Origin of the sequence: uncultured Muribaculum sp. (assembly GCF_910583865.1) — a bacterium.
In the GTDB taxonomy this organism is placed as follows: Bacteria; Bacteroidota; Bacteroidia; order Bacteroidales; family Muribaculaceae; genus Muribaculum.
In genome coordinates this window covers 30,995-45,699 of record NZ_CAJTYX010000003.1, presented here as the reverse complement: position 1 = coordinate 45,699, position 14,705 = coordinate 30,995, and the positions used below count along the sequence as shown (strand labels likewise).

11 protein-coding genes are annotated in these 14,705 nt (G+C 50.1%); 4 read left to right on the top strand and 7 right to left on the bottom strand.

Features of this window, described 5'->3' with window-relative positions; genetic code table 11:
* Positions 1-4 precede the first annotated feature (4 nt).
* From QZ303_RS01390 to QZ303_RS01380, 3 genes are all read left to right on the top strand, one after another.
* Positions 5-3,133: an efflux RND transporter permease subunit gene (locus QZ303_RS01390; RefSeq protein WP_295728042.1), complete on the top strand. Its 3,129-nt coding sequence runs from the start codon at positions 5-7 to the stop codon at positions 3,131-3,133.
* Positions 3,111-4,319 (top strand): TolC family protein, encoded by a 1,209-nt coding sequence (locus tag QZ303_RS01385; protein ID WP_295728039.1) that lies wholly within the window; start codon positions 3,111-3,113, stop codon positions 4,317-4,319. The genes QZ303_RS01390 and QZ303_RS01385 overlap by 23 nt, the downstream gene beginning before the upstream one ends.
* A gap of 79 nt (positions 4,320-4,398) precedes the next feature.
* Positions 4,399-4,992 (top strand): superoxide dismutase, encoded by a 594-nt coding sequence (locus QZ303_RS01380; protein WP_295728036.1) that lies wholly within the window; start codon positions 4,399-4,401, stop codon positions 4,990-4,992.
* Between the two features lie 186 nt (positions 4,993-5,178).
* On the opposite strand, the gene QZ303_RS01375 is transcribed toward QZ303_RS01380, so the two are convergent.
* From QZ303_RS01375 to QZ303_RS01345, 7 genes are all read right to left on the bottom strand, one after another.
* The gene (locus tag QZ303_RS01375; protein ID WP_295728033.1) at positions 5,179-6,120 is read right to left on the bottom strand and encodes a GDP-L-fucose synthase; all 942 of its coding nucleotides are present in this window, start codon (positions 6,118-6,120) and stop codon (positions 5,179-5,181) included.
* A gap of 22 nt (positions 6,121-6,142) precedes the next feature.
* A complete protein-coding gene (locus QZ303_RS01370; protein WP_295728031.1) occupies positions 6,143-7,306 on the bottom strand; it encodes an adenylyltransferase/cytidyltransferase family protein in 1,164 nt (387 codons plus the stop codon).
* Positions 7,299-8,573, bottom strand: coding sequence for an L-fucose:H+ symporter permease (gene fucP, locus QZ303_RS01365; RefSeq protein WP_295728029.1), 1,275 nt, complete (start codon positions 8,571-8,573; stop codon positions 7,299-7,301). The genes QZ303_RS01370 and fucP overlap by 8 nt, the downstream gene beginning before the upstream one ends.
* A 7-nt stretch (positions 8,574-8,580) precedes the next feature.
* The gene (folE, locus tag QZ303_RS01360) at positions 8,581-9,153 is read right to left on the bottom strand and encodes a GTP cyclohydrolase I FolE (RefSeq protein ID WP_295728026.1); all 573 of its coding nucleotides are present in this window, start codon (positions 9,151-9,153) and stop codon (positions 8,581-8,583) included.
* A gap of 28 nt (positions 9,154-9,181) precedes the next feature.
* The gene (locus QZ303_RS01355; RefSeq protein WP_295728023.1) at positions 9,182-9,658 is read right to left on the bottom strand and encodes an SPOR domain-containing protein; all 477 of its coding nucleotides are present in this window, start codon (positions 9,656-9,658) and stop codon (positions 9,182-9,184) included.
* Positions 9,659-9,750: 92 nt separating this feature from the next.
* Positions 9,751-11,067 (bottom strand): DEAD/DEAH box helicase, encoded by a 1,317-nt coding sequence (locus tag QZ303_RS01350; protein WP_295728020.1) that lies wholly within the window; start codon positions 11,065-11,067, stop codon positions 9,751-9,753.
* A gap of 767 nt (positions 11,068-11,834) precedes the next feature.
* On the bottom strand, positions 11,835-13,334 hold the full coding sequence (locus QZ303_RS01345) for a DUF3943 domain-containing protein (protein WP_295728018.1): 1,500 nt from the start codon (positions 13,332-13,334) through the stop codon (positions 11,835-11,837).
* 273 nt (positions 13,335-13,607) lie between these two features.
* On the opposite strand from QZ303_RS01345, the gene asnA reads away from it, so the two are divergent.
* Positions 13,608-14,642 carry an aspartate--ammonia ligase gene (asnA, locus tag QZ303_RS01340; protein WP_295728016.1) on the top strand — a complete coding sequence of 345 codons (1,035 nt, stop codon included), beginning with the start codon at positions 13,608-13,610 and terminating at the stop codon, positions 14,640-14,642.
* Positions 14,643-14,705 lie beyond the last annotated feature (63 nt).

Genomic DNA, 14,705 nt, shown 5'->3' with positions numbered 1-14,705 from the left:
TGACATGCTTAACCGAATAATTAAAGGCTCGCTGTCCCGGCGCAAATTCGTACTGCTGACAGCCGCACTCTTGTTGGTCGGAGGATGTGTGGCCATGCTTCGAGACACGTTTGATGTGGACATATTCCCCGATCTCAATGCTCCGACCGTAGCCATAATGACAGAGGCTCGGGGGCTTGCTCCTGAAGAGGTGGAGAAACTTGTTACGTATCCGATTGAGACCGCCATGGGGGGTGCTCCCGGAGTACGAAGAGTACGCTCTTCCAGCTCAGCAGGGTTCTCCGTCGTATGGATTGAACATGACTGGGGTGTTGATCCCTATAAGGCACGACAGGGAATCTCGGAACGTCTGGCAGGTATCGGTGCTTCGCTTCCTCCGGAAGTAGGCGTGCCGGTGATGGGACCTCCTACTTCAGTGCTTGGAGAAGTACTGATCATAGGGCTAACAAGCCGCACGGATTCTCTTGCGACAGATTCAATCACTACCATGCAACTTCGAAGCATAGCTGACCGTAAATTGCGCCCTGCCCTTCTCGCGATAGAAGGCGTGGCTCAGGTGTCGGTGCTCGGAGGTCAGGAGGAGGAGATACAAATCAAAGTCAACGCTCCCCGCATGCGTCACTATGGTATAACCCTTGATGAGGTGATCGCTGCATGCGACGGCATCAACACCAATTCTTCAGGAGGGAGCCTGAGCGATTTTGGAAACGAATATCTCGTCAAGGGGAGCATCGCCACCGAACGTGTCGAGGATCTTGCCATGACGGTTGTGAAGATTATTGGCGATTCTTCCGACCCGACGTCAGGTACGCCGGTCACTCTCGGCGATATCGCTGTAATCGAGCGAGGTGGCGCCACTCCCCGTATAGGAGCCGCAGGCGAACGTGGACGTGAAGCTGTGTTGCTCACAGTGAGCAAGCAGAGCGGGGCTTCCACTACGCGCCTTACAAAAGCAATCGAAGATAAGCTCGCACAGCTCGCCCCGACACTGCCCAAAGGCATGAACATATCGACGGACATCTTCCGGCAGGCCGATTTCATCGACAGTTCGGTGAGCAACCTACAGCAGTCTCTTTTTGAAGGAGCAATATTCGTGATTGTAGTGCTTTTCTTCTTCCTCATGGATATCCGCACCACACTCGTGTCGGTAATCGCCATACCGATGTCAATCATTGTGACAATACTCGTACTGCATTTGCTCGGACTTACCATCAATACTATGACTCTTGGAGGTATCGCCATAGCGATAGGGTCGCTTGTCGATGACGCGATAGTCGATGTGGAGAATGTCTACAAACGGCTACGGGCCAACAGGGCATTGCCGGAGGAGGAGAGGCGCAATGTGATAAGCGTCGTTTACGAAGCCTCGCGTGAGGTGCGTATGCCTATATTCAACTCCTCGCTCATCATCATGGCAAGCTTCCTCCCGCTCTTTTTCCTCCATGGAATCGAAGGACGCTTGCTCGGCTCGCTGGGAATTGCGTTCATCATATCGCTTATCGCTTCAACAATCGTGGCGCTGACGTTGACGCCCGTGTTATGCAGCTATCTGCTTGATAAATCCGCGGCACGTTCTGCCGACAAGGAGCCTATTGCCGCCGCATGGCTGCGACGGACGTACGGAAAGGGGCTTGCCAGCAGCATGCGCCACAAGCGCGCCATATTATGGTGCGTGGGAGTATTGTTCGCTGTATCCATGTTCATGATATTTACTCTTGGAAGAAGTTTCCTTCCACCGTTTAATGAAGGTTCTTTCACCATCAACATCAGTGCTATGCCCGGAATCTCCCTTGAGGAGAGCGACCGCATCGGCCGTACCGCCGAGAAGATAATAATGGAGGTTCCCGAGATAAATACTGTGGCACGCAAGACCGGGCGCGCCGAACTCGACGAACATTCCCTCGGAGTGAACGTCAGCGAGATCGAGGCGCCCTATACGCTTTCATCGAGAAGCCGCTCTGAAGTGGCGGCAGACCTCCGTCATCGTCTCGCGGAGATTCCCGGTGTCAACATCGAGATCGGTCAGCCTGTCTCGCATCGCATAGATGCTATGTTGTCGGGAACTGAGGCGCAGATTGCAATCAAGATATTCGGTCCGGATCTGTCGGTCCTCCACAGAACGGCCACGGATATATCCTACGCTATCGGCGATGTCAAAGGCATTGCTGACGTAGCGGTAGAACAGCAGGTTGAGCGGCCGCACCTCGAACTACGTCCACGACGTGCTGCAATGGCCTACTATGGAGTCACACCAGGGCAGCTTGCCCGTTGGGTGGATGTAAATATAGGTGGAGCGGAAGTAGGCAAGGTGTATGACGATGGAATCCCTCGCTCAATAAAACTTATGAGCGATGACAGAGGGCGCGAAAGCATCGATGGAGTGTCGAATCTCACTATCGACACACCTCGTGGCGCAGTGCCTGTGTCTTACGTGGCCGACATCGTATCAACCGGAGGCCCCAACACCATAAATCGTGAGAATCTAAATCGACGTATCGTGGTATCGGCCAATGTAGATGGACGCGACCTGCGCGGTACGGTCGATGACGCACGTCGCGCGATAGAAGAGAAAGTGACAGTGCCGGAAGGATACAATATCGTGTACAGCGGACAATTTGAAAGCGAAGCCGCTGCCACACGCACACTCGTGTTGGCCTCCATCGGTGCTCTTGTAATCATCTTGCTTCTGCTATATATGGAATTCCATGACCTTACCGAGTCGCTGATCATATTGGTGAACATGCCTTTGGCAATTATCGGTGGCGTGCTGATGCTGCGCGTCACTTCAGGAGAGCTGAACATTCCGGCCATTATTGGTTTTATATCCTTGTTGGGAATTACAACACGCAACGGCATGCTGCTGATCTCGCGCTACAATTCATTAAAGCACGAGGGCCTGTCTCTTTCTGAAAGAATAGCCAGTGGCAGCACGGACCGACTGCTTCCCATAGTGATGACCGCGCTTACTTCCGCATTGGCACTCGCGCCTCTTGCCCTGCGCGGAGGAGATCCCGGTAATGAATTACAATCGCCTATGGCTATCGTCATACTGGGAGGATTACTCACCTCTACCCTATTGAACATATTTATAATCCCAATTCTATATTATTATGCGCAGCGTCGCAAGAAATAAATATCTACGGGTTATCATAGCGGCTGTCGCTACGTCGGCGATAATGCATGCGCACGCTGATAACTTCAATTCGCTCGTCGATCGGATGATAACTATGAATCCGGGACTTAAGAGCGACTACTACGCGAGAGAGGCCGAACGTGAGTCGTTACGCTCCGCCGCCACTCTGCCGGATCCGGAAATCGAGGGCGGATATATGTGGAGTGCCGGAGAGGCCGGCAATAAGACGGACATTACTATAAGCCAGTCGATGGAGTGGCCCGGAGTCTACGGGGCATTACGCCGTGAAGCGAGATTACGTTCGCAGGCCATCGACGCCTCCAGGCAGGTACAGATCAACGATGCGAAAGAAACCGCGCGTATGTTGCTCGTCGACGGGGTCTATATACGTAAATGTGCCGATGTGATGTCGCGCCGGATAGCATGCATCGACTCTCTGCTTGAAATCGCGACAAAGGGGGCACTACGTAATGAAATAACAGTCCTCGATGTGGAGAAATTGAGAATCGAGCGGCTTGAAGTGCTTTCCCGACAGAGCGAGATAGACGTGGAGCGTGCACGTTGCTTGTCGGCAATAGGATCATTCGTCGGCTCGTCCGACAGCGCCAAGGTCATTCTGCGTGCTATTGACGGATACCCTGACGAAATTCTCCACCCATTGGCTCTATATAGCGCGAACTCATCAGCCATGCCGGAGATTGAGCAGTCACGAATCCTGGCGGAAGCATCACGTGCGCGAAGCGATGCCGAACGTCGGCGCGCGTTGCCTTCGCTCACTGCGGGATATCATTTCGCCCACGAGGACGGGACGCCTTTCCATGGATTCGTAGCCGGACTTTCAATACCCGTATTTTCCTCTCGCGGGAAAGCGGAAGCCGCACGGCTGGAGAGTCTGGCAGAGCAAGCCCGTGCCGAGCAACAGGCCATAGAACAGAAGGCATCAATCGACGCTCTACATGCTGAAGCAATGAATATGCAACAACGATATGAGTCTTATCGTAAAGTGCTTGAAGGTTCGTCTACTCCCAGACTTCTCCTCCGCGCACTCGACGGAGGGCAGATAAGCATGATGACATATCTTATCGAATCGGCCTCATATACCGACGCGATACTACGGATGCTCGAAATACAATACCGATACCAACAGTCGATGGCGAGGATAGCACGTTACGCCCCTCAATACTGAGTCTCAGCTTGAACCATACCATGCCTTTTAGCGTTATTCGGACAGATGAACATATAAATCTTCCGAATAACGTTTTTTTATGGAAACAAATGTATATAGCCAACCGAAGCTCCCGTATGCTTCCGATGCACTCGAACCTGCCATCAGCGCCGAAACCATCAGCTACCATTGGGGTAAGCATGAGAAAGCTTATATCGACAATCTCAATAATCTTATCCGTGATACGGAGTGGGAGGACACACCTCTCGAAGAGATTATAAAGACATCCGACGGGCCGTTGTTCAACAACGCGTCACAGGCCTGGAATCATATCTTTTATTTCTTCTCTTTCTCTCCCGACGGAGGAGGCGAGCCTGAGGGGGCTTTGGCCGAAGCTATCACGCGTGACTTCGGTTCGTTCGACGAGTTCAAGAAACTTTTTGAAAAAGCCGGTGTAGGACTTTTTGGATCAGGATGGGTATGGCTGTCGCAGGATAAGGATGGACGCCTATTCATAACGCAAGGTCCGAATGCCGCCAATCCTCTGACGCAGGGCCTTAATCCCTTACTCTGTTTCGATGTGTGGGAGCATGCCTATTATCTCGATTTCCAGAACCGTCGTGCCGATGCTCTTCATCGGCTGTGGGACATCATAGATTGGGATGTAGTCTCATCTCGGTATACGGTAAAATAATTTAATCAGCTCTATTTGCAATAAATACATCTATAAATCGCACTTTTAGCATAATGTGATGAATGCCGGGGGTAGAACTCGTGAGAGCGACACCCCCTATTCGTTTCTATGGATTTGCAGAATAAACGTTGTCCCGGATATCCTAATTAGGATCAGCCGGGACAACGTTTATAACTTGAATGCATGTCAGCGCTCTGCGCGCATGGGATTTGAAAGGAAATCCTCGTAGGCGAGTTTTACACCCTCCGGAAGTTCGGTCTTGTAGGTCCATCCCAAAGCTTTCGCCTTGCTGACATCGAGCAATTTGCGAGGGGTGCCGTTGGGCATTTCGGTATTCCAAAGTATCGTGCCATTATAGCCTACGGTCTTGGCCACAAGCTCGGTAAGCTCCTTTATGGTAAGTTCCTTCCCGGTACCGGCATTCACAGTTTCGTTGCCTGAGTAGTTGTTCATGAGGAACACGCATAGATTGGCGAGGTCATCGACATAAAGGAACTCCCTCAACGGAGTACCGTCACCCCAGCAAGTCACTTCCTCCAGACCGGCTTCTTTGGCTTCATGGAAGCGGCGTATAAGCGCGGGAAGCACATGAGAATGAGTCGGATGGTAATTGTCATTAGGACCATAAAGGTTCGTGGGCATCACTGAGATATAATCGGTGCCATATTGACGGTTGAGAAACTCGCAGTATTTCAGTCCTGAGATCTTTGCAAGCGCATATGCTTCGTTGGTTTTTTCAAGTTCCGAAGTGAGCAAGCATGATTCAGGCATAGGCTGGGGAGCCATCCTTGGATAGATACATGACGAGCCAAGGAATTCCAATTTTTTGACGCCATTTTTCCATGCGGCATGGATAACGTTCATCTCAAGCATCATGTTGTCGTACATGAAATCGGCGAGTGCCGACTGGTTAGCCTCTATGCCACCCACTTTGGCTGCGGCAAGGAACACATAGTCCGGTTTCTCGGCTGCGAAAAAATCATCTACGGCCTGTTGGTTTATGAGATCGAGTTCCTTGTGTGTGCGGGTTATGATGTTATTATAACCCTGACGTTTCAGTTCCCGGACAATGGCAGAACCGACCATTCCTCTGTGTCCGGCAACATAAATCTTCGAATTTTTTTCCATAGCAGATGCTTTTGAAATTTGTCTACTCTTTTCTTCTTATCTTTATCTGTATTATATCGTCATCCTGTGGAATCTCATCGACTACGAGAGCAAGATGACCACCACCGCCCGCGCCGAGCATCTTCCATGCGAGAGCACGATTGCTCCACCGATCGATGTATTCTTGTACTCCCGGTTGTATCATGGCCGGGAACATGGCTGTCTGCGCATCAAACGAGTCGCGGAATGCATTAGCGAAATCATGCAAGTCGCGCCTTATGATAGCATCCCAGCAGCGGTCGGCTGCACCGGTAAGCCGGCGCACCTTCTCGGAAGTGATATCCTTCCCTTCGACAACCGAACATCCCGGACGTCTCGGGAACATTGGAACAAGCACGATATGCTCCTCAAGCCATGAAAGTATCTCCTCATCATGACATGATTCAATTCTGGATGGCCAATAGTGGCCATCATAGAAATGCCGGTTAAGTCCGGACATGCATATGCCTATCGCATCCTGCGCTCCGGAGATATGGCCCTTGTTCTCCGGGTCGTTCTCGAAACAGAAAAGCAGGCGTGCGAGCATCTCCTCATTGTAATTCGGAAGTTCGTAGGGCCAGATTTTCTTGGCGGCGTTGCGGGTTGAAGTCGACATGCCGCCTCTCTCCATGAATTCCACGGTAGGCTCTATCGACATGGTGATGGCCCACCCGGCTCCATGCTCAGACACATAAGGCTGATCGATCCACGTGCCTGCTATGTCGACGCGATATGGCAGATGTGACTTCACTCCCTTTCGCAGCGATGTGGTCGAGCGAGCTTCAAGTCCCGCATCCGGCACGCGCTCCAGTTCGACGTATTCTATGCCACGCTTACGACACAATTCACGTTTAAGGTCGGAGCCTCCGTCGGAGTTCACCACGAATATGTCGGGGTTGACTCGGTCGATTGTCTCGAGGAAATCAAGCATTCCGCTCCCCGGATTTATGTAAGCATCCGTCACATAGCGGATGGACTTCACCATATAAAGGCGCTCCTTTTCGGAGTATACGGTCTTTCTGTGTTTCAAATCCTCGATGGTCTTGTCAGAACCGATGCCTACATAGAGGTCGCCATATCGCGACGCCTCCTTGAAAAATGCCACATGCCCGGAGTGGAGCATGTCGTAGCATCCTGAAACGAATACTTTCTTTTTATTTTCAGCCATAGATGGTAGATTTTTTGCGTGAGACAATTATCGACGAGGCATAACCAAGTATCACCACGAAGCAGAGCAACGACACTATGAAAGATGCCGATATACCGGCGATATCGGAAATCCAGGCTTGCAGTGGTGTCAGCAAAGCGCCACCGAGAATCGCCATTATCAATCCTGAAGCGGCAATCTTATTGTCGGCCGGACTCATCCCTTCGAGCGCGATTCCGTAGATGGTGGGGAACATCAGCGACATCGTAGCGGATATACCCACAAGGGCCACCACAGATACCATTCCTGACATAGTGACCACACACGCGGTCAGGATGATCGCCACTGCCGATGCGTACATGAGCAAACGCACTGGGGCCACATACTTCATGAGCCACGTGAACATGAACCGGAATAGTGTGAACGCCAATATGGAGTATAGAAACACCATTGAAGCCTCTTTTTCAAGACAATGAAGCTCGGACATTACGTAACGTATGGTGAACGACCATACGCATGTCTGCACACCTACATAGAAGAACTGGGCTACGACACCGAATCGATACGACCTCTTACGCCACAAACGGTGCAATGTGTCCCTCACGGGAGCAGATTCCGTCTCGTCCTTGAACTTGGGCATACGGGCAAACATTATAAGGGCAAGAAGTCCCAACAGGGCAATACCGATTATCATGTAGGTACCCGATATGGCCGACAACTCATGGCTCTGTATGCTCATCAGCTCGGTTGCCGACATGTCACCACGTTCGGCGGCATCGGCGGCGTTAAGTTCCGACAGTATGAAGTGGCGGCTTATAAGTATGCCGCATACGGCTCCCACCGGATTGAACGTCTGGGCAATGTTGAGCCTTCGTGTGGCATTCTCGCGTTCGCCCATCGACAATATGTAGGGATTGGCGGTTGTCTCCAACACGGCGCATCCGCATGCCATGACATAAATGGCAAAAAGGAAAAACGGGTAGCTCGCCGTTTCTCCTGCCGGATAAAAGAGCATTGTTCCGCAGGCATAGAGCAGCAATCCCAGTATGATACCAGACTTATAGGTATATCTCCGAATGAACAACGCTGCAGGAAGTGCCACGCAGGCATATGCGCCGAAGAACGCGAACTGCACCATCGATGTCTGCAGATCGCTCATTGACATTATGCGCCGGAAAGCGGCAAGAAGCGTATCATTCATATTGTTGGCAAGTCCCCAGGCGAGAAAAAGAGTGGAGACAAGGAGGAAAGGTACGCCGATACGCACCGTGTCGTTGGATCTGGCCATATTATTATCAGTTATCTATGAGAGAAAGAAATTCCTGCCTTAACGAAGCATCGTCGGCAAACACTCCGTCATAGTCCATCGTGACAGTGGAGCTGTCCTGCTTCTCCACACCGCGCATTTTCATGCAAAGGTGTTCGGCGCGACACACTACCATCACTCCCTTTGCTCCGAGCGTGCGGCTTATCTCACGGGTGACCTCGGCGGTAAGGCGTTCCTGCACCTGTAGGCGTCGGGCGTAGACGTTGACCACTCTTGCGAGTTTTGATAGCCCGATCATGTTTCCGTCAGGGATGTAGCCTACGGATATTTTGCCGAAGAACGGCAATATATGGTGTTCACAGAAGGAGTAGAACTCGATGTCGCGCACCACTATCATGCGTGATCCTGCATATTCGAATATAGCCTGCTTCATTACCTCCGAAGCGTCTTGTCGGTAGCCTTGTGTGGCATAATATAATGCCTTAGCTGCCCGAACGGGCGTTTTTTTCAATCCTTCACGGTCGGGATTCTCTCCGATAAGCTCTATGATGGCTCTGTAGTGTCGGGCTATCTCCTCGATAACCATGTCCTGATCCTGCATAATGTCAGTCTGCGGTTGTTTTTCCTGTTTATTCGCCTACAATAATCCGGTCGCGCACCACTCTTATCTCACGGCTATATCCCGGGAAAGCTTCCTTAATTTCAGCAGCGGCTTTGTCGGCCTCGTCATGCGTGCGGAAATTACCTATGCGTGTGCGCCAATACGGGGCCTTGTATTCCACATACGAGGGGTAGTCGGCAAAACGCGATACCACATTGCGTGCCCGTGTACGTGCCTCGTTCTTGGCTGTACGCGGATTATTGTCAGCGAATATTTGTATACGGTATCCTCCTGTACGTCCGTGCGCCACAGTGCGTGCTTGTTCCTGCTCGTTAGCTTCGGTGGCACGCAGGCGCTCCCTGAGGGCGTCAGGCATCCTTATTATTATGATGCTGTCGGCTGCGATATGCTCTTCAATTGAAGGGCGGCACAAGGCGGTGGTGTCATCCGTAGTCTGGGCATACGTAGCCGAAAAAGTGGCGGCTATAGCGAGTACCGCTGTCATGAAGCACCTCAATGATAGCAATTTCAAGAACCTGGATTTGCGTATATTCATAATGTTACATTAATGACTGCAAAATTACAAAAATAAATGATTCATCTCATAACAGACACCCTTACTTTCTTGCCTTTCAGCTTTTGCGCAGACAGGCGAACCGCCAACCCGTCTGCCATGCCGGCAGGAACGGCGGCTATTGCATTATGGTCGCGCACTACTATGCGTCCCACTCCGGCGGGATCCACGCCGCCCTGTTTTATGATAAACCCCGCTATGTCGCCTTTTGATATCTTCTCTTTCTTTCCCGCATTGAAATAGAGAGTTTCGGCAGATGCACGGATTGGATTGTCGGAATGGCCTGTAGGAGAATATGATCGGTCGAACACTATGTAGTCGGGAATAGTGTCGGATTCCGAAGCGAGGACATAGACCGTGCCGGTGGCGTCGACACGTGCGGTGCGCCCGTTGCGGTGAGTCCACGTCTCTTGCGATAGAGGCATATGGTAGTGCACTATGGCGCTTACCGAGTCTATGTCGAGACCGCGCGCCCCGAGATCGGTGCTCACCAGAACAGGTGTCGAGCCATTGTTGAGAAGATCGACGGCTTTTTCCCTATCGTTCTGTTCCAATGCACCATGATATAGGCCTACCGGCAACCCTGCTCCTTTTAGGTGGCGGTAGACCCTGTCGGCACTCTCACGATGGTTGACAAAGATTATCACGCGACCGTCGGGAAGCGACCGCATAAGGTCTGTGAGCGTGTCAAGTTTGTCTTTTGATGGACTCTCGACCTCCACTATCTGCATTCGCGACCGCAGGTCGGCCGACTTCTCCAAGCAATCTATCGTTGCTGTTTGACCGAGTTTCAGGAATTCGGGGATGTCAGTCAGACGTGTGGCAGAGGTCAGTATGGTGCGTTCGCGTCGCGGCATCACTCGCAGCAGCTTCTTCATCTCATCATGGAATCCAAGTTCCAGTGACTTGTCATATTCGTCAAGCACGAGCACACGCGTGGTGTAAAGGTCTATCTGCTTGCGCATCACATGGTCGAGTAATCGTCCCGGCGTAGCCACTACTATATCGGGCATCGGAGAAAGTGAGTTCTTCTCGTCGATCATGGAATGGCCGCCATAAAGGGCCACAACCTTATATCCGGACGCAAGTTCTCGGACAATGCGGAAAATCTGCATCACCAGCTCCCTCGACGGAGCTACGACCACACCTTGAATCTCTCCGTATGGTTTTTGCAGCGTGGAGAGCATCATTGCAGTAAAGGCCAATGTTTTGCCGCTTCCTGTAGGCGACAAAATCACTACGTCCGACGAGGGCGACGAAATTGCGGCTTCCTGCATAGGATTGAGCTTATTGATGCCCATACGTGTGCGGATAGCAGCCAGTATTTCTTGTAGTTCCATGTCTGTTTGTGGGTTTGAAGTACAAAGATAGAATAAGTCAAGGGCAAAGCCAAATATTTATTTGAGTTTTGCCGGGGCATGAGTATGTATGAGTATATAGGCGCTCAGTCAAAAATGAGTACACGTTGGGAACAAAAAACAATTGAGCGGTTTTTAAGACACAATATGCTTTATATCTCATCGTTCAACGAGGCAGCCCCATCGAACTGTTAAAATCAGAAAAAAAATCCACCAAAGCAATGCCAATTAGCCTAATTTACGTTAAAAGGGGTGCGTAATACTTGCACATGTCATTAGGCATGCCTACCTTTGCAAGTGTGTTTTTCATAGTATTAGATTAAGATAAAGGTTTAAACGGGAAGAGATGTCGTGAGACATCTCTTCTTTTTTCGTCCTAATCAACCGTTTCGCTCCAAGTATAAATAAAGAATACCAAACGTCGATACGCGTTGGCGATAGTATTTTGCAAATTTCATAACGAAATATTTTGTATTCCAAAAATAAGATATAACTTTGCAAATGAAACTTCATGCGAACTAATCTATACCCATTACATCGCATCCATTATAACATCTATTTTATGGGCAAAAAATCCATAACGGATGAGAAGATGGACAATTTGACAATTCATCCATACCATAATTCACTAAAGTGGCACCCGCCGGGATGGCGGATGCCACTTATACCATACCGAAGATGCCGTCAACAGGCAAATTTTTCTCGAGAATGTTCGGGAGGGCAACATAATATTTTTTTTTGCGGGTTATTCACAATTTATATGTGACCATAAAACGAACACCTGTCGTGCTCGACTTGACACGCGGATAATCGCGGTATCGCGTAGACCGATAATAGTGGCTTACCGATGCAGAAAGGTAGAGACGATTCCACACACGCAGATCGGCCCTCAGTTCGCTGACATTGAATGATGCCGCAGAATGATCTCCCTGAACATCGAGCGTACGCGGATCCGTTCGTGCGAGGTTCGTATTTTGATGATATCCCTTCCACGTAAACAACCGATAATATTCATGAGACAACGACGCGGAAAACCTGTCACGGTCAAACACCACATTAACTCCCCCCTTAAATGAGAATCCGCTGGCAAGATTGTAATTGCGTTCGTCCACATGATAATAGTCGGACAGAATTGACCCGAGAATCACTAGATTGCCATGTGCATAAGCATCAAATGTCCATCGCGGCATACGTGCATCCCTGAACATCCAGCCAGCACCAAGGCTTGCAGGTATGCCAAGCTTGTAAGGGACCCTGGATACCCGCGTCTGATCCGCCTTGCGTATAGTGTCAGAATCGTAATAGTCAAAATGCTGATACAGCCCTATGCTCATCTTTCGAGATGCTATATCATATATCTCACGCGCGATAAGCCGCCCTTTTATATTCAATTGGCTCAAAAGCGGCTGCTTATTCATGACGGAAAGGTCGGCTCGGACAGTGAAGTAATCAAACGGTTTGGTAGAAGAGACTTCGAAACGGTCACCATATTCAACATTTATTTCGGCAGTCGCACCGACGGCAGATTCCGATACCTCATTATTTAGATACATGCCACGTGCCCCGAGAGACAACTCCACCGACAGCGGAGGAGTGCCATAAAGACGTCCGCGCGTAGGCCTCACACGCCAGGCATCCCCCGTGATAATACGCGTAAGCCCCCTCATAGGGGAAATGACGAACACGGCTGCCTCACGTCCGAATCTTGACGCTCCTGTGTCACGATCGTCGATCACCGCATCCGATGCCCTGAAGAGTACCTCTCCAATTACCGTTCCACCGATCGGAGTGGCTATTATATCGTTTGTAGAAGGATATTCGCATTCCATGAACAGTTCCCACATGGCACTTCCACCTATGGCGAACATGGCGGACTGCCAATAATTGAAACCGTTGCTACGAGCTGAATTGTAATACAAGCTGCCGTTATATGGATGAAGAAACATGTTCGTACCGAGTTTGTCGTTATCCCATTTGAACCCTTTGCGAAAATTCTCTTTCACACTGTTCATGCTGATATAGGCAAAGTCGCCACGTTGTATATATCGGTCAAATGCCCAAAGTCCCAGATTGAATCCTACCACCTCGCCGGTAGTGCGCCAAAAGTGCGGCTTGCTATAGTAGGTGACATCGGCGCTGTCCGGAGAAATCGCCGGGAGTACCCTAAGCTTTATAGGCATCTGAGCCACGGCATCCACAGTGGCAATAAACGCACATATTGACAGTATTATATACCTAAAGAAAGCCATAAGTTCCTCTTGTCTCTACATAGTTGTTACAAAACTATAACAATGTTGAATCATGTGAGTTCGGAAAACAACATCCATTTCCCATCTATACGATATGCTTAAACGGTGACATCCAATTCTATTATCTTCTTCCCGAAAAGTACGCTCACCCTTGACTTTGGGCTCAAAATGCAACCATAATGTCTATTCTGAAAACTTTTTGCTACAAATATTTGCATCTTAGAAAACAAATGATTTACTTTGCAGCGTATAACTCAACAAAAGATATAAAACATGGCACTTATCATTCCTCGAAAATACAAGCAGAAGCTTCTGCCCGAAACAACCGAAATCGCCATAAAGGCGATAAAAGAAGGATTCCAGACCGAACTGGCACGCGCGCTCAACCTGCGTCGTGTCACAGCTCCTCTCTTTGTGTTAAGCGGCACAGGCCTTAATGATGACCTCAATGGAGTTGAACATGCCGTCGCATTCAAAATCGATGCAATGGGTGGGGCAAAAGCGGAAGTAGTGCATTCGCTCGCAAAGTGGAAGCGCGTAAAACTCGGGTCCTATGATATAGCCCCGGGATTCGGATTATATACCGACATGAATGCAATCCGCACGTTTGAGGATCTCGACAACACACATTCATTGTATGTCGATCAATGGGATTGGGAGAAAACCATACGTAAGGAGGATCGCACGCTTGACTATCTGAAAGACACCGCAACGAAGATTTACGATGTAGTTAGGATAATCGAGGACCGGATTTACCGTCAATTTCCACACATTACCCCGGTGCTCCCCGAGAAACTCACTTTTATCCACTCAGAGGAATTGCTTCAACGCTACCCGGGCCTTACACCTCGCCAACGAGAAGATATGGCCGCAAAAGAGTATGGTGCCGTATTCCTGATAGGAATCGGTAACGAACTTAGCAACGGAGAACCACATGACGGACGCGCACCGGATTATGATGACTGGATTAGTACAAACTCCGACGGTTATCATGGACTCAACGGCGATCTCATATTCTGGAATCCGGTGCTCGGCACATCCTTCGAGCTATCATCCATGGGCATACGCGTAAGCCCCGAGTCGCTGCGGCTGCAACTTGAGAAGCGGGGATGCTCCGACCGTAGCGGACTCCAGTTCCACAAAGCACTGCTTGACGGGCAGCTTCCCTACTCCATCGGCGGCGGCATAGGTCAGAGCCGTCTCTGTATGTTTATCCTCCAGAAAGCCCACATCGGTGAGGTGCAGGCCTCGATATGGCCTCAAGAGCAAGTAGAAGCCTGCAAGGCAGTCGGCATATCACTTATCTGACCATTCCTTATTTCTCGATTTGTTGCTATAATCATTAACCTCCGGAGGATGCTGATCCTCCGG

What these genes read in the sequence shown, in the direction of transcription:
- QZ303_RS01345 (WP_295728018.1), bottom strand. Translation starts at nt 13,334, where the DNA reads ATGGCTTTCTTTAGGTATATAATACTGTCAATATGTGCGTTTATTGCC.
- QZ303_RS01375 (WP_295728033.1), bottom strand. Translation starts at nt 6,120, where the DNA reads ATGGAAAAAAATTCGAAGATTTATGTTGCCGGACACAGAGGAATGGTC.
- folE (WP_295728026.1), bottom strand. Translation starts at nt 9,153, where the DNA reads ATGCAGGATCAGGACATGGTTATCGAGGAGATAGCCCGACACTACAGA.
- QZ303_RS01385 (WP_295728039.1), top strand. Translation starts at nt 3,111, where the DNA reads ATGCGCAGCGTCGCAAGAAATAAATATCTACGGGTTATCATAGCGGCT.
- asnA (WP_295728016.1), top strand. Translation starts at nt 13,608, where the DNA reads ATGGCACTTATCATTCCTCGAAAATACAAGCAGAAGCTTCTGCCCGAA.
- QZ303_RS01355 (WP_295728023.1), bottom strand. Translation starts at nt 9,658, where the DNA reads ATGACAGCGGTACTCGCTATAGCCGCCACTTTTTCGGCTACGTATGCC.
- QZ303_RS01390 (WP_295728042.1), top strand. Translation starts at nt 5, where the DNA reads ATGCTTAACCGAATAATTAAAGGCTCGCTGTCCCGGCGCAAATTCGTA.
- QZ303_RS01380 (WP_295728036.1), top strand. Translation starts at nt 4,399, where the DNA reads ATGGAAACAAATGTATATAGCCAACCGAAGCTCCCGTATGCTTCCGAT.
- QZ303_RS01350 (WP_295728020.1), bottom strand. Translation starts at nt 11,067, where the DNA reads ATGGAACTACAAGAAATACTGGCTGCTATCCGCACACGTATGGGCATC.
- QZ303_RS01370 (WP_295728031.1), bottom strand. Translation starts at nt 7,306, where the DNA reads ATGGCTGAAAATAAAAAGAAAGTATTCGTTTCAGGATGCTACGACATG.
- fucP (WP_295728029.1), bottom strand. Translation starts at nt 8,573, where the DNA reads ATGGCCAGATCCAACGACACGGTGCGTATCGGCGTACCTTTCCTCCTT.